We start from the raw sequence: 21,237 nt of genomic DNA on the forward strand, positions 1-21,237 counted from the left end.
ATAGTATAAACAAACACTAACTTAATTTACTTTCGTTGCAAATTCATAGGTTTCATGCGCAAACAGCTACTTATAGTGATGTTGATTTGTCTGAAGGGATCTGATTATCTCTCGGCACAACAATGGACAAAAAAGGATTCAGTCTGGCTTCAGAACGTTTTATCCGGCAAAGAAAAGCTGGAACTGAATCCTGAGACGATGAAAGCGATCCAATCAGGTTCGTTTATCAACTTGGACGAGCCGGCGTCGAACATGAAGCTGTCTCCCGTAACCCCGTTACCGATCATCAAAGATTTTTCCGAATATATACAGACAGACTCTACCCGGCGCAAAATAGCATTGAAAGATTTGCCCCCTTCCGTCTTTTGGCTATACGGACCGAAACCAGGGCAAATAATACCGGTTTATGAGAATATGCTGAAAGCCTGGAAGAATGATCCTGCGAACCATTCCTACAATACGGGATTCGCTACTTTAGATATAGCGGAACTGACCAGCCGGAAATCATATATACATAGACGTAACGCGAAACGCGACGGGACATGGAAGAACTACAACAACCTGCCAACGCCCGATATCATCAAGAAAAAGAAGAAACTTGCAGAAGACAATCCGCAGATAGCCGGACAAGACACGCTTCTTCTGCACAAAGACTCGTTACAGATGAAAGATACAACACGCATGATAACTCCGGTTCCGGTCGACTAAGCACCCCGAATAATCACTTTCCACAAAAAAAGTCGTACTTCTTTGCAACAATTCCGTGTTATTTAACGTCTTATAAGTATGTAAGAAACATTAATCGGACAATCAGTATGACAAAGATACAACTATTAGCCACCTTGTTGGCATTCATCATCATCGCATTGCTGGGAGCCTGCAGCAGCGAAGATTATTCAGAGCCGGATGCGCTCAAGGTCACGCCTGACCTGCGCGACCGTATCAACGCCGGAGTAAAGATGGCATCACGCACGGAAAAAAGCCTCTTCAATGAGAAATTCACCGCCTTCTTCAACAAATGCGATGAAATGGGCACAGAGAACACGCCCTACCAATACATGGAAACGGAAGAGTACGCAGACTTGAAAAGCCTGATACAAACGTCCTCTCCCGCCACCTGCTATCTATTGATGGACCGTTACCTGAAACGGAATCCACACTTCTTCTATTCCATCCTGAACGACCTGATCGAAACAACCTTTCCCAGTATAGCCGACGAGATTTCCAATAGGATGAACGCCTCGGCAACCGTACAGGAAACCATCGAGCTATATCCGCAGGTTTGTCTGGAAATCTGGCTCGATACGATCGAGAACCGCTAATCTATTCCCACACCGGCGGTTCCTGGTTCAAGAGGTTCTTGACAAAGAAATCGTGCATCTTATGCATCTCGAACGGGCCGCCCAAGCTGTGCGTCTTGCCCGGCAGATAGAGCTGTTCGAAGTTCTTGCCGGCTTTCATCAGGGCGCTGACCACCTGAAGAGTGGAAGCCGGGTCTACGTTGTCGTCCAGCTCGCCGTTGATCAGGAGCAGCTTGCCTTTCAACAGGTAAGCATTGTCCACATTCGAAGAGGCGCTGTATGAAGCGTCGATCGGATAACCCATCCACTGCTCGTTCCACCAAATCTTATCCATCCGGTTATCATGGCAACCGCAAAGGGCAACCGCCACTTTATAGAAGTCGTTATGGAACAGCAAAGCCGCCATCGCATTCTGTCCGCCGGCAGACCAGCCGTAGATGCCGACACGTTCCAAATCCATATACTTATACTTCGCCCCTGCCGCCTTCATCCAGGCAATACGGTCCGGAAAACCTGCATCCTTCAGATTCTTCCAACATACATCGTGGAAAGCCTTCGAGCGGTTGGACGTTCCCATCCCATCAATGGAGACAACGATGAAGCCAAGTTCCACCAGCTTGGATATCAGATGATGAGCCGGTTTAAAGTCCTTGTCGACATGCGAGTCGTGCGGGCCTGCATAAATCATCTCCACAACCGGATACGAACGGGAAGCATCGAAGTTCATCGGACGATAGATATTTCCCCAGATGTCCGTCTTGCCGTCACGTCCTTTTGCCGAGAATACTTCCGGTATCTGCCAACCTTTCACCTGCAAGCCGCTGACATCGCATTTCTGAAGTTCAGCGACCAGAGAGGCATCAGCCGTCCGTTTCAACAGGCTTACAGGAGGCAGGTCGGGACGTGAATAGACATCGGTAAAATAGTTCCGGTCGGCAGAGAATGTCACATGGTGATTCCCGTCTTCAGGTGTCATATCCGTAAAGCCTGTCCCGTCCAGATTGATACGGCAGTAATGCAGGTTGTACGGATCTTCCCCTTTGTTGAAACCGGAGGCGGTGAAGTAGACTACGCGGCCGGCCTCATCCACATGATCGACCTGGCGGACAACCCATTCGCCTTTTGTCACCTGTTGTTTGACCTGTCCGTTCGTGCCGTCGATAAGGTAAAGATGACGCCATCCGTCGCGCTCGGAAATCCAAAGCAGCTCCTTCCCGTCATTCAGATCGTAACGATAATTATTGTAATAGTAGATAAATGTCTTCGTCTGCTCGTCCACCAAATGACGGATAGAGCCGTCAGCCGCATTCACTTCGCCGATGACGTAGCGTTGATGCCCGCGCTGGTTGAACTCGAACGTGAACGCACGGCTGTCTTCGCGCCAGCCGGTCAGATTCAGATAGAACTGGTTTTCGTAAGGAGCGACATCCAGCGCAACCTGTTTACGCGCCTCCACATCAAAGAGAACAGGCAGGTAAACAGGCAATACATCTCCCGGCTTGGCGTAATCGCGCCATTGCAGGATCGGCTGTTTCTGGCTGGACGGACTGGACTCGATCAGCGGTATGCGGCGTTCCTTCACGTCGCGCACCTTCACCGTCGCTAACTTACGCGAGTCGGGCGACCAAATGATAGCCCCGCCATCATAGCGCAGGTTCGTCGTCCCGTCCATCGTCAAGGCGATCTCCTCCTTCTGTTTCCCTTTATCTTTCTCATCCTGAACGGGCGAGAGATAAAGGTTATTATCCTTCACATAAGCCTCCCACTTCTTATCCGGCGAGACAACAGGCTCCGGTGCCTCATCACGGCGACGCCAACGGTCCGGCTTCCGTTCTTCTTCTTTCAAGAGAGATTCCGCCAGTTGTTTTTGCTTTTTAGAGAAGAATGCCGCCAGTCCTTTCTTGTCGGCTGCACGCTGCTTCTTCCCGTTCTCGGCATTGACAAGGTAGAAGAAGTCTCCCTCCTTCTCATGATTCTTATACCAGAAATAGTGTGAACTGTCTATCCATTCAGGATGAACAGCGGGAGAATAGACAAGTTCGGAGCATTTCAGAATCGTGTCGGCACGCTGGTAATCGGCACGCGTGACCTGCGCAGACGCGTTCCCCGCCCCGAAAGCCATACCCAACAGACACAAAAGATAACATAAAGCCTTAGTTCTCATAACGATCGATTTACAAGTTACACCCCAGTTCATAACGATTAATTATTAATTCTTAATTATTAATTTCCCAACCACCAGTCAATCATCTTACGCGCCAAACTCAGCTTGCGCGGTATCTCCGGCAGATTGTCTTTCGAAAAGAAAGAACCGGAGCTCAGTTCCTCGTCCTGAAGCCGAATCTCCCCACCTGCATAATCGGCAATAAAACCAATCATCAGATTGCTCGGATACGGCCAGGGTTGATTGCCGAAATAAGTGATATTCCGGATCGACAGCCCCGTTTCTTCACGCACTTCGCGCTCCACACATTGTTCCAACGTCTCGCCTGTTTCCAGGAAACCGGCGACAAGCCCGTGAAACGTCCCCCGGAAGTTTCGTGCATGCACCAGCAGAATCTCCTCCCCTTTCCTTATCAAAACAAGGATTGCGGGCGACACCGCCGGAAACATCTCATTCCCGCATGCGGGGCACTTCTTCATGATCGGTCCTTCCTGCACAGTCGGCGTACCACACACCGGGCAGAAACGGCTATGCTTATCCCAATAGACAATTTCGTAAGCCTTTCCCGCCTGGTCATATAAAGACCGGTCGATATAGTCGTAAGAAGCCCGGAGTCCCATCGGCAGGAAAGCGTCCGTTTCCTCCAACGGCGCATCGGTAAAAGCAACCATCGCCTCTGTCCCATCCTGCATCTCTATGGGAAGTGAACGATCGACTGCGACAGGCGCTTTATCGGTAAAAGGGATTGTATAGCCTTCGGCTTTCTTTTGCAATAAGAGTTGGTCGTTATAGAAGACATACCAATATCGGGATGCGTTATTTGTCGTTTCCATATATCTATTTCTTTTGATTTCGCAAACATACGGAAAAATTACAACTATCGTTACATTTCCGGTGTAAATAGACCTTTTATCCGAAACATAAGGAAGAACTAAGTCAAACATCCCTACCCATTAGTCCGTTTCATTGCATTCATTAGTTGTCCGCCGGGCGCCGAACGATCGTTCGCTTGGTGGCGGACGATCGTTCACTGGGCGGCGGACGATCGTTCACTGGGCGGCGGACGATCGTTCGGCGGCAAGCGGACGACTAATAGAACGCTTAGAATAGGCTAATGGGCAGGCAAGAAAAGGTTAATCCATACCGAGATGTAAGCTAAAGTGTGCTTATCCGCACGGCGGCAGTTCGGATACGCACAATACAGGAAGTATCTTCAATCGGCAACTTTCTATATACAAGACATTTATATCTATGGCACGACTTTTGCCATAGATCTTGTAAACAAATTTAGCACACCATGATTAAAACTGTTGCATTAGAAAAGATCTTCCGCACGGAAGAGGTGGAGACGTTAGCGTTGAACCAGGTTAACATAGAAGTAAAAGAAGGGGAGTTTGTGGCCATAATGGGGCCTTCCGGTTGCGGTAAATCTACGCTGCTGAACATCTTAGGATTGCTGGACAACCCGACGTCCGGGGAATATTTCCTGAACGGGATCGAGGTTTCCCGATACACGGAAGCTCAACGTACAAAGCTGCGTAAAGGAATCATCGGCTTCGTCTTCCAGAGTTTTAACCTGATAGACGAATTGAATGTTTACGAGAACATCGAGCTGCCTTTGCTCTATATGGGCGTTTCGGCCGGCGAACGGAAGAAGAAAGTACAGGAAGCGATGGAACGGATGGCAATCGCCCACCGCGAAAAACACTTCCCGCAGCAACTTTCCGGCGGTCAGCAACAGCGTGTCGCAATCGCCCGCGCCGTAGTTGCGAATCCGAAGTTGATCCTCGCCGATGAACCGACCGGTAACCTGGACAGTAAAAACGGACAGGAAGTAATGAACCTTCTTAACGAGCTGAATAAGGAAGGAACAACGATCGTCATGGTTACGCACAGCCAACACGACGCCGGCTTTGCTTCCCGCATCATCAACCTGTTCGACGGACAGGTCGTGACAGAGACGGTTATTTAAGCCTTAAGTGTTATAAAAGGGAAAGAAGAAGCCGTAACGTATTAAGATATGTTACGGCTTACGATTTTATCGTACGCTACCCGATTCCAATAGAAATAAACTCGTATATTACCAGCATCAATCGTAAATCGAATTACTTATGAAACAGATTCTCTCTCTACTTTTATTACTCTTCTGCTGTACAGGATTGCAGGCACAGGAACGCGTAGTTGAACAGCCCGCTTTTGACGCATGGAGCTCGACAACGCTGGAAATAGACAAAATAGCCTTGAGCGACACGGCTACGGTCTTTTATATCGACGCTTACTTCCATCCGAAATACTGGATACGGGTTGCCAAAGAAACCTACCTGCAAGCCGACGGCAAGCAATATCCGATCAGGAACGGCGTCGGCATCGAACTTAGTGCGGAACACTGGATGCCGGAATCGGGGACAAGTTCGTTCCAACTGGTCTTTCCTCCTCTGCCAAAGGGAACGAAGACGGTCGATTTTATTGAAGGCAATGATGAAGGCGCCTTCAAAATCTGGAACATACACCTGGACGGCTCGCCTGCCAGCTCACCTTTAGCGGGGAAAAAGAACCCGAAGGAAACTCCCGTACTGGAAAAGCCGGAGTTCAAAATCGGGACAGCCGTGCTGAACGGGCATATCGCAGGCTACAAACCGGAAATGGAACTGAAAGGACGCGCGTGGGCATTCAATATGCTGACAGGCGGCACGGACGAATATAACATCGCCGTGCAACCGGACGGTAATTTCAAACTGGAAGTTCCGCTCTTCCATCCGACAAGCGTGGGTATTACCGGTGACTTTATGAACGGGCTGGTATATCTGAAACCGGGAGAGACGACAACGGTAGAAGTCAACTTCCCTGAAATATGCCGGGCGAAATCGAAGAAACAACAAGACAAACCGTCTTTGGGTGAGAAATATTATTTTACAGGAGCCTTTGCCGCCCTCAACAACGAGGCTTGCAATTCGTCCCCCAGTTTTGTATCAATCAACCCCGGAACGCAGGCTGAATATATGCAGATGTTTGCTGACATCAGCACCATGAACGCAGATCAGTTTAAGACATACTGGCTGGACCGCTACCAAAAGGCGAAAGCGACATTGGACAGCCACAAGGAATTAAGCGATGCTTACCGCATGCTTCTCCTGAACAGCGTGAATAAAGAATTAGCGGAACAGCTGCTCAGTATCACCAATATGACGGAATATGCTTACCGGACGGTCAATAAGATCCCGCGCGACTCGGTTATGACGGATTATAAGAAAGTGGTGCCAACGATAGAATATTACAACTTCATGCCGGAGTTCATATGCAACAATCCGTTCATGTTGTATGACGGCAGTTATAATTACCTGATCCCGTATATCCAATATGCGAACTTCACGGGAGAAGAAAGGACAGTTAAGGGCGAAGTCCCGGACAATACGGCCGACTTGGTCAAGGTCATGGGAACAGACAAAGGAACGCTCTTCGACCTGCTTGCCGCACAACGCCTGGCCAAGCCGATAAAAGAGTTCCAGCCGCTAAGCGACGAAGAGATTGCTGAGGCCGGTAAAATATCTCCGGTCTTCCGGGAAGCTTTCGCACAGATGAATAACAAGGTCAAACAGCTTATCGAGGAGAATAAAAAGAAATCCGGCTACACCATCAACCGTGTGAATATCGCCGAGATCCCGGCAGAAGAGTTGTTCAATGCCATCACGACACCTTATCGCGGAAAGGTGGTATTCGTCGACTTCTGGGCAACTTGGTGCGGTCCGTGCAAAGCTGCGATGAAACAATCCGAGCCGGTGAAGAAAGACTTCGTAGGCAAAGATGTCGTATTCCTTTACCTGGCCGGCGAGAACTCTCCGAAAGGGACTTGGGAGCAAATGATCCCGGATATAAAGGGCGAACATTACCGGATGACGGATGCCCAATGGACATACATCTGTAACAAATTCGGCGTCCAGGGCGTTCCTTCTTATATGGTCATCGCCAAAGACGGCACACCGAAGCATTTCCAAGTCGGTTTCATGGGAGCCGAGAAGATGAAAGAGATGATCACGGAAGAGCTGGAGAAATAGGATAGTTACTATGTATAAGAAGCTGCTTGCTCTATTGTTTTCAGGGATCAGCCTGCTAACGTAAAGAACTGAAGTACGTTTTTTCCTGAAACAATTCAGCATGCAGCGGATTATATTTCTATTCCACCACCCACTTCTCTATATTCCTTGTTTTCGCACTGAAGTTGATGCCTATCTTAAACAGTTTACGTTCGTCAGCCTCAAAAGGAAGGGCATAATGTTTGTCATTGATTTGTTGCAAAGCCTCTTCAGCCGTGCCGTCCAGTTTAAACTCCATAACGTAAATAAACTTGTCTGTCTGCAAGACCAGGTCTATGCGCCCTTCACTGGTGTGGTATTCTACATTCGTGTAGAAGCCGACCAGTTTGAAGACGATAAAAAGCACATTCTCATAATGTAACTCTTGCTCACGGATGAGTTCATAAGTAGTATCTGCAAAGAAACTTTGCAGACGGCGGAAAAAAGAGTTGTAATCACCGGCACGCACTTCACGGACAAATTTCTGGATCTCAAACGGAGATTCCACCTTATCCAGGCTTGTATAAAAGGGAACAAGAAAGCGAATAAATCCTTCTTCCACTTCCCGATTAGGGAAACCCAAGTGATATACGCCAAACTCTTTATCATAGCCTTTAATCGTAAGATAACCGCTTTGATAAATCACAGGAATAGGATTGGTTGATTCGGAATCGATACTGTTCAGCACTTGGGTATCGGTTTCCTCATGCGCCATCCGTTCCAGACTATAATGGTGCCTTTTCAATAACTTCACCAAATAGGTCGGCGTGCCTGTTTCAAACCAGTAACTGCCGAACTCCTTGCGTTTGAAAGCACTAAGCAGGCTAAACGGATTATAAATACCGATAGAATTATGAGTGAAGTGATATCCGTCATAACATTCCTTTAATTCAGCACAAAGTTTATCATATGTTATTTCCTGTGCAACAGCAAATTCATGAAGCTCGGATTCCAGGTTTTCATGGATTTCACACTCGCTAATACCGCATATCCCAACATAATCATTCCACATCGAGATATCCTCCAGGTTATTCAGGTCACTGAATACGCTTACCTTTCCAAACTTGGTCACTCCCGTCAACATAGCGAACTGGATACAGCCGTCCATGGTTTTCAAGGCTCCATAAAATGGTTTCAGTGTGTTGCGGAATGCTTGTTGTAACTCTTCATTGCCAATGGCCTGCAACATCGGTTTGTCATATTCATCCACGAGGATCACGACACGTTGGCCTGTCTGTTTGCAGGCCCGCTCGATGATTCCGGCGAAACGCAACGAGAAAGAGCGTTCGGACGGGTTTGCACCGTAAAGGCTTTCCCAATCGGACAATATCTTTTCCAACATATTATCCAGACTTTCCGGTCGATCATATTTCTCTATATTCAGGTCAATATGCAGGACCGGATGTTTGATCCAATCTTTTTCAAGCTGTTCCATTGCCAATCCTTCAAACAGTTCCTTCTTTCCCTGGAAGTATGCTTCGAGGGTCGAGATGAGCAAACTTTTGCCGAAACGGCGCGGACGGCTCAGGAAGTAATAACTGCCCGTTTTAGCCAATTGATAGATCAAGGCGGTTTTGTCTACATAGAAATAACCGCCTTTACGAATCTTCTCAAAGTTCTGGATGCCGATTGGATAGATTTTATTGCTCATATCTTTCTGCTTTAGAATAACAATACACAAAGTTACTGATTTCCTCTCTACTTTCGGCATTTTTAAAGAATACTTTTGAAGATGCGCCCGTTTCCTTTCCGGAAAAAAGAGTAATATTGCATACTGAAACAATTCAATAAAGAAATGGGTAATTCTATACATTTAATCAGCCTCTTATTACTGGCTTCCGGCTTATCGGTACAAGCCCAGGAAAAGAGAGCCATGACATTCGACGAGATGGTCGGATGGGAACGCATATCCGAACAAAGTATCTCCGACAACGGCAAATGGGTTTACTGCAAAATGGAACCCTGGCGGGGAGATGCCACAATCTTGTTATACAACGACAAAGGCGAAGAGAAAGCGACATTCAAACCTGCGACAAAAGCAGAGTTCAGCTCTTCATCCGAATACCTGCTGGTAACAAAAACACCTCCACTGGAAGAAGTGGAGGCTGCGAAACTGAAGAAAACCGACAAAGATAAAATGCCGATGAACAGTCTTGTCATCTCCCGGCTGGCAGGCGGAGAGGAAACGATCGATTCGCTCAAATCATACAAACTGTCGGAGACAGCCGATTGGCTGGCATACCAGCGCGGAAGTAAAAAAGACTCCACACTTTATATCCGTTCACTCAGCGGAATGCAAAAAGATTCGTTCCCGGCTGTAAGCGACTTCGGGTTCGCGAAGAAAGGAAATGTCTTATACGTCGTCTCCGATTCCGTCCTGTACACCTTCATTCCCCAGAAAGGCAATAACCGGATTTCCGGCGGGAAAGGCGTATTCAAGAAAATTACATTCAATGAAGATGGCAGCAAGTTGGCTTATCTGTACTGTGCGGACAAAGACTCGGCCGCCACTCGCAGCAGCCTGTATCTGTCTGCCGGTAACGCTCCCGGCAAGCTGATTGCAGAACGGGGGAATGAGGCATTTCCAGCTTCATGGGTAATCAGCGAAAACGGCAGGGTTTATTTCTCTGAAGATGCCAATCGCCTGTTCTTTGGTACGTCACCGGAACCCAGACAAAAAGACACGACTGTTTTAGCAGAGAACCGCCCGGATGTACAAGTCTGGAGCTGGGACGAAAAAGTACAGTACACCCAGCAATCCTTCAACATGGCTTCCGACCTGAAACGTTCCTACACAGCAGTCTACAACCTCGGCAACCAACGTCTTTTCCAGCTTGCAACCGAAGCACTTCCCCCCCTGCAGACCGCCGATGAGGGAAATGCGGAACTGGCTCTCCTCTCCACGACAGAGCCGTACGGAACACAAAGTATGTGGACGGCCAAGCAGTTCCACGACATTTATACCGTCAACCTGGAAACGGGAGAACGCCGGCAGATAAAAGAAAAGGCTCCTTCCTACATGCGCTTCTCTCCGAAAGGGAAATACACCTATTGGTACTGTGAACAAGATAGTTCCTGGTACACCCGTTCCATGGCAGACGGAAAAGAATACCGTCTGACCACTCCGCAGACATTCGTTGCCTGGGATGAGGACAACGACGTTCCCGACTATCCTTCTCCTTACGGAATTGCAGGTTGGACAGACGACGACCAGGCGATCCTGATCAAAGACCGCTACGACATCTGGAAGTTCGATCCGGCAGGTTCTTCTTCTCCGGTAAACCTGACTGTCAACGGACGGAAAGAGCAAATCACCTATTCGCTGATCCAGCTGGACAAAGAGAAAAGATCGTATAATCTGAACGAAGCGCAATATCTCACCGGATTCAACGAAAGTACCAAAGGCTTCGGATATTACACCGCCCGGCTGAACAAACCGATAGCTCCTAAAGCATTGCTTGCCGGCAACTTCAAACTGGCGGCTTTGTCAAAAGCTAAAAATGCAGATGCCGTCATCTATACACAAGAGACATACGAACAATATCCGGATATCCGCTTATCCGATCTTAGCTTCAGGAAATCCATTCAGCTGACAGACGGTATCAGCCAACAGGATTCCATTATCTGGGGAACAGCCGAACTGACCTCCTGGATCTCACTCGACGGGCGTCCGTTGGAAGGCGTTATTTATAAACCTGCCGATTTCGACCCGAACAAGAAGTATCCGGTAATCGTGAATTTCTACGAACGCAATGCAAACACCTTGTACAGCTATCATATGCCGAGTCCCGGACGTTCCACTATCGATTATCCGTTCTACCTGAGCCACGGCTTTATCATCTTCAATCCGGATGTACGCTTTACTGACGGCTACCCGGGAGAAAGCTGTTACAACTGCGTAATGCCGGGTATCACAGCCCTGATCGCAAAAGGATATGTAAACGAAAAGGCAATCGGCGCACAAGGACATAGCTGGGGAGGTTATCAGGTCGCTTACCTGGCAACCCGCACCAACCTGTTTGCTGCGATCGAATCGGGCGCCCCGGTTGTCAACATGCTAAGTGCTTACGGCGGCATCCGCTGGGGTTCCGGCCTGAACCGTTCCATGCAATATGAACACGGACAGAGCCGCATCGGTGGCAATATCTGGGAAATGCCGTTGCAATACATTGAGAACTCTCCCCTTTTCAATATGAACAAAGTGACGACTCCGATCCTGATCATGCACAACGATGCCGACGGACATGTGCCCTGGTATCAGGGAATCGAGTTTTTCATCGCCCTCAAACGCCTGCAGAAAACCGCCTGGTTGCTCAACTACACCGGTGAACCTCACTGGCCTTCACGCCTGGCAAACCGTTTGGACTTCCAGAAGCGCATGTTCCAGTTCTTCGACCATTACCTGCAAGGCGCCCCAATGCCCAAATGGATGAGCGAAGGCGTTCCGGCGGTAGACAGGGATTTTGAGTTGGGATATTAAAACTCCATTCTGAACATCGTCCGTACATTCGGGATGGACGAGACAGAGAGTTGGCCGCCATGGAGATGCATAATGCGCTGGGAGATAGGCAAACCGATACCGCTCCCTCCGGATTTGGTGGAGAAGAAAGGAGTAAAGATGACAGACAACCGTTCGGCAGGAATGCCCGGACCGTTGTCTGTTATTGTTATAAGAGGATTCCCGGACAGCCCTGTACAAGCCTCAACCTTCACAATGCCATCCGCCTGCCCTTCTACTGCTTGCAAGGCATTCCGGATTAAATTGATTAAAGCAAGCGTAATCAGATTCGGATCGCCATGTAATTCCAAATCCTTGCCCATGGATTTATTTTCCCTGCCGATGGAATACACAATACGTCCGCTTCCCGGCTCCGCCTGAAGCAACCGTTCCAATTTGGAGAACAGCTCCGGCACGGAAATCACCTTGCATTCCGGTTCCGGCAAGTGCGTCAGGCGATGATAAGAATCAAGAAAAGCCGTCAGGTTCTTCGCCTGGCTGTTGATAACTTCAAGTCCTTCGCGCTGCTGTGCAATATCAGTGTGATCCGCATGTTTCAGCAAATCCGCTGAAAGGGAAGCGATCGGAGTAATGGAGTTACGGATCTCGTGTGTCAACACCCGGAGAATACTCTCATAGTAAAGGCTTTTCTCCTCAATCTCAATATGTTTCTCGCCGAGTTGCTGCATGATACGATTCATATCGGCATACAGAGTTCTTAAAAAGGGATCGTTGGATTCAGCCGGGAAATGTTGTGTCGAATCTTCATTCCGCATCGCTTCAAAGAAGACGGATAATTTCCGGTTGAAATGGCTTGTCAACCGGATAACAAACAGAGTTATCAACAGGATAAGCAGCAGACATACAAAAGATAAAGTATATGACAGCTGAGTTATTAACAACCAGGAGCCGATCAGGGATAAAAGCACAATCAATACTACACTCCCCACAATCTTTGCATATAACCCGCGACTGTACATGGAACAAAGATAGACTATTTACCGCACATCTGCAAAACAGCAATAACGCATACGAATTGCACGTTATTTACGAATATGTAGTAATAAACTTGTTTTTAATAAATTAAATTGCGTTATTTGTATCACACAATCTAATCAAAGTAGTTATGAACACAACAACTAAACTTTTAGGCAGCTTGCTCATCACAGCTACAGCTGTTTCCTGCGGAACAGGAAGCCAGAATCATTCTGCAGATGTAAAAGATCCTTTGGCTAATTCCCCGGTGGTCGGGCAGTATGTACAAGTGGGTAATGACAAAGTAATGTCATGCGATCAGAAGTTATTAACCGATACAGTCCGCCTGCCCCTCAGCTTTTTCACGGAAGAAATGGACATTATCAGATTGGACAACCGGGACGAGGCGCTGATCGGAGAAACCGCCATAACCGCTTCGGAAAACTATCTACTGACACATACAGGATATCCTCCTAAACCAATAAAGCTATTTGACAAGAAAGGAAACTATCTGACAGATATCGGTTCAATCGGACAAGGTCCCGGAGAATATCAGAATGTATATGACATTCAGCTGGACGAGGCTAACGACCGGATATATGTAATGCCTTGGCAAAGCGCACAACTTCTGGTGTACGACCTAAAAGGAAATGTCTTAAACCCGATCCCGCTCTGTCTCCGTTGCCCGAAATCAAAATTCCGGGTAGACACGAAAAACGAAACAGTATCAGTCGTGGTGCTTCCGTTCGAAGGATTACCTGCCGTAGCTTGGACACAAGATATGAAAGGTAACCAGCAAAGCTACATAGCACCAGGTCACCTGGGAGTGCCGATGGATTTCAGTAACGAAGTATCATCCGGTTTCAATATGCAGGATGTCTTTGACGTGAACATTCTGTCTATCATGCCGACACGAGTAGATTCACTATACCGGTATGATATTAAAAACAATCGGATGCAACCCACATTCACGATGAAGTTTACAGCCGACCCGATCCCCTGGCATGGATATGGCGAATGGGCCGACTACTATACGGGAGACGTATCTGCTCCTCCTGTACAAGTACCGGGCGGTTGGCAAAATGGGGAAACGATCTTCTATCTCATTGACAAAAAGACTTGCCGAGGCGCATACTTCAGACTTTACAACGACTTCTTCGGCAATGAAAACATAGGATGGCCCAGCATGGCCTTCTCCAACGGCTACTACGTCCGCAACATCGAACCGGGCAACTTGCTGACCGATATAGAAAACGCATTAAAGAACAAAAATCTCTCCGATGCCAAACGCAAGAAGCTGACCGATTTGCAGAGCACGATCGGCGAGAACGACAACAACTATATCATGATCGCCAAGCTCAAAAAATAGTATAATCTATAAACCAAGCATTATGGACACAACAACGAAGCTATTAGGAGGCTTGCTTATTACAACAATGGCTATGTCTTGCGGAACAGGGACCCAAGAACAGTCTGCAAAAGAAGAAGATCCATTGGCAAACTGTCCGGTAGTCGGCCAATATGTACAAGTCGGGGATAATCAAGTCTTGTCATGCGACCAGAGTCTTTTGGGAGATACGGTACATATCCCTCTCAGCTACTTCGCAGAAGAACCGGAGATCGTAAAGCTGGATAACCGGGACGAAGCCCTGGTCGGACAAACTACAGTAACTATTTCCGATAACTATATCCTGACTCACAGCGGATATCCACTCAGGGCGTTCAAGCTTTTCGACCGGAAAGGAAACTATCTGACCGATATCGGAACTGTTGGCCAAGGTCCGGGCGAATATCAATCCGTCTACGATGCTCAGATCGACGAACTAAACCAACGCATCTACCTGATGCCCTGGCAAAGCGACAAACTGCTGGTTTTCGATATGCAGGGAAATATATTAGAACCGATCCCACTTGGTTATCGTTGCCCCAAAGCAAAGTTCCGGGTAGATCCGGTCACGGGAATCATCACCATTGCCACACTTCCCTGGAAAGATACACCGGCAGTCGTATGGACACAAGATATGACCGGCAAACATTTACAAGAAATAGCACCGGGACATCTGAAAGGAGAACATGACACCTCCAATCAGGAGATTCTGCATAGTCCAACTCTTCCTGACGTATTCAATCTCTGTTTATTTTTCATGTTTCCGGCACGAGTGGATTCCCTATATCAATATGATACGGAGAAGAACCAGCTTAAACCGGTCTTTACTCTCAACCATACGACCGATCCTGTTCCCTGGCACGGTTACTTCGAATGGCCAAATCATTTTACAGGAGAGTTCTCAGGACCTCCTATTGAGCGGAAGACTAAAGAATCATGGACATTCACACAGGGGGAAACCTACTCTTATATCATTGATAAGAAGAGTGGTAAAGGCGCTTACTTCAAATTGTATAACGATTATCTCGGCAATCAGGATATAAAGTTTCCCGATGGTATTTTCAGCAAAGGATATTTCGTCCGCAGTATCGAACCGGGTAACCTACTGACCGATATAGAAGAAGCATTGAAGAGACAGGATATCTCCGATGCCGTGCGTAAGAAGCTCACCGATCTTCAAAACACAATCGATGACGACGACAACAACTATGTCATGATCGCCAAGCTCAAAAAATAGTCTTCCATGAATAAACAACTACTTTTAATCCTGTTGCCGGCGATTCTGCTGGCAACAGGATGTAAACAGCAAAAGGCTTCCGATGAAGGGGAAACAGCAACGCAGACTGCACCTCATCAGCCGCTCCCGCCGAAATACACAGCGCAATACGACCGGTCTGTCCCGCCTGCACGCATCGACATAGAAAAAGCAATTGCTGATTCCGTTCCTGTCAGCCTGAGTAAAGTAGCTTCTACCATCGAATACTTTATGGTTGGAGACGACAAATATCCGATCACGGATGTAGTGGCAACCAACGACGGCTTCATAGCCTTGAACCAGCCCAAGCTATATTTGTACCGCAAAGGGATGAAACGGAAGCGGGTCGGATTGAAAACGACGTTCGGCAACTGGATAAGCGTTCCCGGGCCGAAAATCTGTTTCGACAAGACAACCACCAAGTTGTATGCTCATCTGAAAAGGATTAATCAAGAGACGGGTTACGGTGAACCTTATATAGTCGAACTGCCCCCATTGGACACTGTCTTGGCAAGAGTCTATTATCTGTATCCGGATTCACTGCCTGTATCCAGCCATCATTTTCTTCCTCAGAAAGCATCCATTCTCCGTTATTTGTCACCCAGTCAGTATGCAACTTTAAAAGAAAATAAAGACGGAATTGACGACGGCATTACCACCTTCAATCTGGATGGCGACACAATCTGCACATTCCAGGCAGGTATAGATCCCACCGTCAAGGTCGGCAACTATTTATATGGCCCTCCTTTCTTTGACAAAATCTACCGGCATGAAAACAAAATCACCTTCCGCCTCTCTTTCTGCGACACGATCTATCGAGTCTTGGACGAACGCACTTATGCACCGGCATATGTAACTGACTTCGGGAAGTCCCGTTTGACGGCAATCGAAAACATTCAGGGGAAAGAACGGAAAAACAAAGTCTGGATGACAGCCCTCGAAGAAAACGCAAAAGCACTTTTCATACAAACGCACAAAGAAGGGAAAAGCTCGAAAAGCGGCTGGCTGGATGCAGAACGCGAGCCGGATATGCCTTCTGTAGAGCGTCAGATCGTTTATCTGAAATCATCCAAACAAACCTTCGCCGTTCCTGTGAAAGCAGGAGGACTGGCTAACGATCTGGACGGTGGTCTGCCGTTCTGGCCGGATGGACAAACAGATGGCTACCTTTATATGATCCGTCCCGCCAAGGAACTGAAAGCCAAGATTAAGCTGACAGGCTCGCCCAAACAGAAAGAGCTGAAAGCATTCCTCGACGGCGTGGATGAGAAACAGAACGTAATGATTGTAATCAAATAAAAAGACATAGCAAACAATAATGAAAACACTTCTTCCCTTCCTACTCCTTTTCCTGTTCGCCAACTGCAACAGTAAAAACAATCCGGATTCAGAAAAAGAGGATAACGGACAACCGCTTTGTATCGACCTGGCTGGAAATATAAATAACACGGTTTCTTCCCTGCCTTTGAGCGAAGCGGCGGAAAAGGTGGATATTGTCCGGTTGGAAACTTCTGATAAATCTTTTATCAGGGGAGTTGAAGACATAGAAGTAACCACTCATGATATTTTCGTTTTTGATCGAAACGAAGGTATATTCCGGTTTGACCGACAAGGCAAGTTCCTAAACAAAGTCGGTAAAAAGGGAGAAGGACCGGAAGAGATCCTTTCGATCTGGCAAATGATGATCAATGAAGCCGAGGAGGAAGTATATCTTTATTCCTTAATTGACAAGAATTGCATCAAAGTATATAATTTCGACGGCTCTTTTAAAAGGGTTGGTCTCCGGAACCGAATGGAAAATACATTTTATGGACCAAGCAACCTAATTTTTTCTTTTAAACATTATTTCTTCCTGCAGCAAGAACTTCCTGTCTTATTTATCGAAAATAACCCTGAAATATGGTCATTTGCATTAACAGACAGCTGTTTCAATATTCAAAAGAAATTCCATAATCCAAGTCTGGCAGGGAAAGACGAAGAAATTATTCAAAATTGTGCCCCTAATTACGGTTGGAAAAACTACTGGATGGAAGGTCCGACCGACACAGACACCTATAACCAGCAACTTATCATGAAATACGCCGGAGTAGACACCATATATCAATACAACGAAAACAACCAAGAGTTTGAACCATACTATACTATTCTTTCAGGCGAGCAACCTTCTTTTGAAATGGCACATCAATGGATCAAAGATCCGGCTTTCTTTAAATTTCTATGGGTATATGAACTGTTCGACACCCAAGAGTATTTATATCTCCTCGCAGGAAAGTCCAATGTCGTCCACACCTTCCGGTACGATAAGCAAAGCGGAAAGATTGCAGTCGCTAAAAAAGAAAGTACTATCATAGAAAGACCGTTTCCCGGCTCTCCGAACTTTGTCTTTCGTGAGTTAAGAAAGAAATTCCAATTGCAAAACGACCTTTCCGGCGGTGGCGACTTCTCCGTCGACTACAAATCGCAGGGCAAATACTGGATTGACGAATGCACCCCTTCCGACCTGTTGGAACAGATCGACATAGACGAACTGAAGACCGGGAAAGTGAAAGACGAAGCGGCGCGCGACAAACTCGTCCAAGTACTAAGTACGATCGCAGAAGATGATAATCCGGTTCTGTTTATTGCCACCCTGAAATAATTCACTATATTAGCTGCAAATACAAATTCATATGAAAAAACAGTTCTTTTCATTAAGCCTACTGTCCGCCCTGCTGGCAGTCACCGGATGCAAGCAGCAGACCGGCGAGGCAAAACCGCATATCCCGACCGCTCCTCAGATGGAAGCCCGCGTAGACCGTTCCGAGCCAGTGAAGATTGTGGATATAGAGCAGGCTTTCCAGAAACCCGAACAGTTGAAATTAAGCCAGGTTGCTTCGGAAATCGAATATTACACCGTTGGCGATGCCCGCTACCCCGTCACCCAAGCGATCGAAATACCGGACAGCAACGCGTTTATCACCTTCAACAATCCGCGTATCTACTACCGGAAGCAGGGTATTCCAAGCAAACGATACGGCTTCAAGGCATTAGCCTATAAATGGAACAACGAGATGAACGGGCAGACCCTGTTTTACGACAAGAAAACAACCCGCATGTATGTTGCCCTCAGCGGTAAAACGCAAGAGACACGACTGACAGGAGCCGACAGCACTCCCTGCATCGGTGAACTGCCTCCACTGGATACCATGCTGACAATCACCAACTACGTGTTCCCTGAAAACCTGCCGGCTGAATATTCGCTGAACCTGACATACGACAAACTGTTAGGCTTTTCCTCCACCGGCTACACCCTGTGCCGCTACGGAGAGAAGACAGGAGAACCGGATGGCATCACGACATTCAACCTGTTGGGCGATACGCTCTGCAAGTTCCGGCTGAAAGAGGGGGAAATGACCCCGCGCACGGTTACCGATAACATTCCATTCTTCCAAACATTCTACTGGAATACACAGCAAGACAAGATGACGTTCATGATGCCCTATTGCGACACCGTCTACCAATTGCGTGACCCGCAAACCATTGCTCCGCTATACGCCATCCATTACGGAGAGAAAAAACTCGCCCTGTCCGACTATAAAGGAGAAATCCCCGAAGGACGGATGTGGCAGAGGACATTCTACGAAAACCCGAAAGGGCTGTTTATAGGCCTTTACCAGAAAGGAAGTCCGATAATTGCCGACTGGATCGGCTGGGAATACACCTACAAACCGACCCTGACCCATCAAGCGATCTACCTAAAAGACGAAGGACGGACCGTTCTCCTGCCAACAAAAATGGTAAAAGGAGGCAAAGGATTTACCAACGACCTCGACGACAGCGGCCTGGCTTTCTGGCCGGACGGACAAACAGACGACTGCCTTTATATGCTCCGCACAGTAACGGAAATGCGCGAGTTGGTGAAACGCAACGGCTCGCCGAAGCAGAAAAAGCTGCTCGAGCTGCTGGACAATCCGAAAGTATTCGAACGGGATTATGTGATGATTGTCGTACGTTGAACAGACGGGCTACAAGCCATATTTACGCATCTTATTATATAAGGTCTGACGGCTGATATTCAGCTGCTGAGCACAAAGTGTCAGATTACCGTTCTTCTCGTGCAGCACCTCGCTGATAAACAACTTCTCCATCTCTTCCAACGTAACCGGACGGGATGTGGAAGTTGTTTCTTCCATGTAGAAATCATCCGCCTCCAACAAAGACGAATCAGACAGCAGGACAGCCCGTTCGATCGTTTGCTGCAAAGCCAGAAGATCGCCCTTTTGTATCAAGAGCGACAGTTTCAGCAACCCTTCAGGAGTAATGGCTGGCAACAGTTTCCCATAAGCCAGTGCATACTTCTTCAGCAAAGAACCGACAAGCAACGAAACAACCTCTTTTGCCGAGACGGAATCATCCTTCTGTTCCTTCCGCCGCCTGAAAGCATCCTGCAAGGTCCTGATCAGTTTATCATTATCCCAAGGCTTCACGATAAAATCAGCCGCCCCGCGTTTAAGGGCGGAAACAGCCAACTCGATATCCCCGAAAGCCGTTATCAGCACTACCGCCGGCGGATTGGGACGCTCGACAATCCGTTCCAGCCAAAACAATCCCTCAGCCCCATCCTGCCGCCCGATCCCAAAATTCATATCCAACAAGACCAGATCGACATCGCCTTCGCGCAACAAGGCAGGCAGAAGCGCCGGTTGCGACACTCCCACTACCGTCTTAAACTCGCGTGCCAGAATCATTTTCAATGTTTTCAGTACCGCTTCGTTATCATCTATCAGGATTATTTTTCCTTCCGGCATACTTATCCTCTCTCTCTTTTTATAGCAACAAAAATAAAACATTATAAGACATCTTTCTTGAGATGCAGGCTTTTTAAATTAATTATTTCTTTCCACCAATAGCTTCAAAGCCTTACCCTTTGCAACACAAATATTGTTATACCAGGTTTATAAGGAGTGAATGGATGCCATATCCTTTGTCGAAGTAGTGCCGATACATTGGAAGAGGCCATACATATCTAAGAAAAAGAACCTGTAAATGATGATTTATCGGTGCGTCGCTATGTTTATATTACCGGACGCAGATTTCACAGACGACGCAGAGGAACGCAGATCATTTATTGTTTTAAAAAAATAAGTCTGCGTTCCTCTGCGTAATCTGCGCCCGTCTGCGTCCGGTAAATACGAGCAAACACACCGTTAAATCATCATTTATTGTTTCAAATATGCCAAATTTTGAACCTCCTACAAATAAAGAAAAATACAATAACCCCCTTTTCGGCCGTTTTTCTATTTCGTCCGAAATCTTGATCGATTTTGGATTGACTCTTTTCACGGTTTTAGTCTGATCGGATGACAATAGAAAAAATGAGGTGCGCAGTCCGTCTCGGAAAGCGTACAATTTGATTACCAAAAAGCGGAAACGCCGACAATGTGATAAACCTTAACTCCCGGAGAATCGAATATTTGAAAATAAAACGGACGGCGTCCTAAATATCCCAAGGAAATTCAGGTGCTTTTTTGCCCTGAAAACGGTCCTCTTTCCAATTACGACCGTTCAAATCGCCATTACGACCGTCCTAATCTTCGCGAGGTGCCGA

15 protein-coding genes are annotated in these 21,237 nt (G+C 47.2%); 10 read left to right on the forward strand and 5 right to left on the reverse strand.

The features are described 5' to 3' along the window. Positions 1–54 precede the first annotated feature (54 nt). Positions 55–708, forward strand: a complete 654-nt coding sequence (locus DW083_RS13635; RefSeq protein WP_122332732.1) for a DUF4858 domain-containing protein — start codon at positions 55–57, stop codon at positions 706–708. Positions 709–815: 107 nt separating this feature from the next. Beyond that, positions 816–1,322 carry a hypothetical protein gene (locus DW083_RS13640; RefSeq protein WP_122332733.1) on the forward strand — a complete coding sequence of 169 codons (507 nt, stop codon included), beginning with the start codon at positions 816–818 and terminating at the stop codon, positions 1,320–1,322. 1 nt (position 1,323) lies between these two features. On the opposite strand, the gene DW083_RS13645 is transcribed toward DW083_RS13640, so the two are convergent. After that, positions 1,324–3,423 carry a S9 family peptidase gene (locus tag DW083_RS13645; RefSeq protein ID WP_122332744.1) on the reverse strand — a complete coding sequence of 700 codons (2,100 nt, stop codon included), beginning with the start codon at positions 3,421–3,423 and terminating at the stop codon, positions 1,324–1,326. Positions 3,424–3,524: 101 nt separating this feature from the next. Continuing rightward, positions 3,525–4,298: an NAD(+) diphosphatase gene (nudC, locus tag DW083_RS13650; protein WP_122332734.1), complete on the reverse strand. Its 774-nt coding sequence runs from the start codon at positions 4,296–4,298 to the stop codon at positions 3,525–3,527. A gap of 464 nt (positions 4,299–4,762) precedes the next feature. On the opposite strand from nudC, the gene DW083_RS13655 reads away from it, so the two are divergent. Further along, positions 4,763–5,437 (forward strand): ABC transporter ATP-binding protein, encoded by a 675-nt coding sequence (locus tag DW083_RS13655; protein WP_115500299.1) that lies wholly within the window; start codon positions 4,763–4,765, stop codon positions 5,435–5,437. A 139-nt stretch (positions 5,438–5,576) separates the two neighbouring features. Then, a complete protein-coding gene (locus DW083_RS13660) occupies positions 5,577–7,517 on the forward strand; it encodes a TlpA disulfide reductase family protein (protein WP_122332735.1) in 1,941 nt (646 codons plus the stop codon). 118 nt (positions 7,518–7,635) lie between these two features. Here the strand turns inward: DW083_RS13660 and DW083_RS13665 are convergent, their stop codons facing one another. Next, complete coding sequence (locus DW083_RS13665) at positions 7,636–9,186, reverse strand: ATP-binding protein (RefSeq protein WP_122332736.1); 1,551 nt, start codon at positions 9,184–9,186, stop codon at positions 7,636–7,638. A gap of 144 nt (positions 9,187–9,330) precedes the next feature. On the opposite strand from DW083_RS13665, the gene DW083_RS13670 reads away from it, so the two are divergent. After that, a complete protein-coding gene (locus tag DW083_RS13670; protein ID WP_122332737.1) occupies positions 9,331–12,015 on the forward strand; it encodes a prolyl oligopeptidase family serine peptidase in 2,685 nt (894 codons plus the stop codon). On the opposite strand, the gene DW083_RS13675 is transcribed toward DW083_RS13670, so the two are convergent. Beyond that, positions 12,012–13,013 (reverse strand): PAS domain-containing sensor histidine kinase, encoded by a 1,002-nt coding sequence (locus DW083_RS13675; protein WP_115500075.1) that lies wholly within the window; start codon positions 13,011–13,013, stop codon positions 12,012–12,014. The two genes, DW083_RS13670 and DW083_RS13675, sit on opposite strands and share 4 nt — an antisense overlap. 146 nt (positions 13,014–13,159) lie before the next feature. Here DW083_RS13675 and DW083_RS13680 point away from each other — a divergent pair, with 146 nt between their 5' ends. The 5 genes from DW083_RS13680 to DW083_RS13700 are packed head-to-tail and all read left to right on the forward strand — an operon-like array spanning position 13,160 to position 19,645. Beyond that, entirely contained in the window at positions 13,160–14,377 is a 1,218-nt protein-coding gene (locus DW083_RS13680) for a 6-bladed beta-propeller (RefSeq protein ID WP_122332738.1), read from the forward strand. A gap of 22 nt (positions 14,378–14,399) precedes the next feature. Continuing rightward, positions 14,400–15,632 (forward strand): 6-bladed beta-propeller, encoded by a 1,233-nt coding sequence (locus DW083_RS13685; protein WP_122332739.1) that lies wholly within the window; start codon positions 14,400–14,402, stop codon positions 15,630–15,632. A 6-nt stretch (positions 15,633–15,638) separates the two neighbouring features. Then, on the forward strand, positions 15,639–16,949 hold the full coding sequence (locus DW083_RS13690; protein ID WP_122332740.1) for a DUF4933 domain-containing protein: 1,311 nt from the start codon (positions 15,639–15,641) through the stop codon (positions 16,947–16,949). Positions 16,950–16,968: 19 nt separating this feature from the next. Further along, the gene (locus DW083_RS13695; protein WP_122332741.1) at positions 16,969–18,288 is read left to right on the forward strand and encodes a 6-bladed beta-propeller; all 1,320 of its coding nucleotides are present in this window, start codon (positions 16,969–16,971) and stop codon (positions 18,286–18,288) included. 31 nt (positions 18,289–18,319) lie between these two features. Next, entirely contained in the window at positions 18,320–19,645 is a 1,326-nt protein-coding gene (locus DW083_RS13700; protein ID WP_122332742.1) for a DUF4933 domain-containing protein, read from the forward strand. 9 nt (positions 19,646–19,654) lie between these two features. On the opposite strand, the gene DW083_RS13705 is transcribed toward DW083_RS13700, so the two are convergent. Beyond that, positions 19,655–20,437 carry a response regulator gene (locus DW083_RS13705; protein ID WP_122332743.1) on the reverse strand — a complete coding sequence of 261 codons (783 nt, stop codon included), beginning with the start codon at positions 20,435–20,437 and terminating at the stop codon, positions 19,655–19,657. Positions 20,438–21,237 lie beyond the last annotated feature (800 nt).

Source organism: Parabacteroides sp. AF48-14 (assembly GCF_003477465.1).
Taxonomy (GTDB): domain Bacteria; phylum Bacteroidota; class Bacteroidia; order Bacteroidales; family Tannerellaceae; genus Parabacteroides; species Parabacteroides acidifaciens.

Coding starts and splice junctions, on each gene's coding strand:
- DW083_RS13635 (WP_122332732.1), top strand. CDS start 55: ATGCGCAAACAGCTACTTATAGTGATGTTGATTTGTCTGAAGGGATCT.
- DW083_RS13640 (WP_122332733.1), top strand. CDS start 816: ATGACAAAGATACAACTATTAGCCACCTTGTTGGCATTCATCATCATC.
- DW083_RS13645 (WP_122332744.1), bottom strand. CDS start 3,423: ATGGCTTTCGGGGCGGGGAACGCGTCTGCGCAGGTCACGCGTGCCGAT.
- nudC (WP_122332734.1), bottom strand. CDS start 4,298: ATGGAAACGACAAATAACGCATCCCGATATTGGTATGTCTTCTATAAC.
- DW083_RS13655 (WP_115500299.1), top strand. CDS start 4,763: ATGATTAAAACTGTTGCATTAGAAAAGATCTTCCGCACGGAAGAGGTG.
- DW083_RS13660 (WP_122332735.1), top strand. CDS start 5,577: ATGAAACAGATTCTCTCTCTACTTTTATTACTCTTCTGCTGTACAGGA.
- DW083_RS13665 (WP_122332736.1), bottom strand. CDS start 9,186: ATGAGCAATAAAATCTATCCAATCGGCATCCAGAACTTTGAGAAGATT.
- DW083_RS13670 (WP_122332737.1), top strand. CDS start 9,331: ATGGGTAATTCTATACATTTAATCAGCCTCTTATTACTGGCTTCCGGC.
- DW083_RS13675 (WP_115500075.1), bottom strand. CDS start 13,013: ATGTACAGTCGCGGGTTATATGCAAAGATTGTGGGGAGTGTAGTATTG.
- DW083_RS13680 (WP_122332738.1), top strand. CDS start 13,160: ATGAACACAACAACTAAACTTTTAGGCAGCTTGCTCATCACAGCTACA.
- DW083_RS13685 (WP_122332739.1), top strand. CDS start 14,400: ATGGACACAACAACGAAGCTATTAGGAGGCTTGCTTATTACAACAATG.
- DW083_RS13690 (WP_122332740.1), top strand. CDS start 15,639: ATGAATAAACAACTACTTTTAATCCTGTTGCCGGCGATTCTGCTGGCA.
- DW083_RS13695 (WP_122332741.1), top strand. CDS start 16,969: ATGAAAACACTTCTTCCCTTCCTACTCCTTTTCCTGTTCGCCAACTGC.
- DW083_RS13700 (WP_122332742.1), top strand. CDS start 18,320: ATGAAAAAACAGTTCTTTTCATTAAGCCTACTGTCCGCCCTGCTGGCA.
- DW083_RS13705 (WP_122332743.1), bottom strand. CDS start 20,437: ATGCCGGAAGGAAAAATAATCCTGATAGATGATAACGAAGCGGTACTG.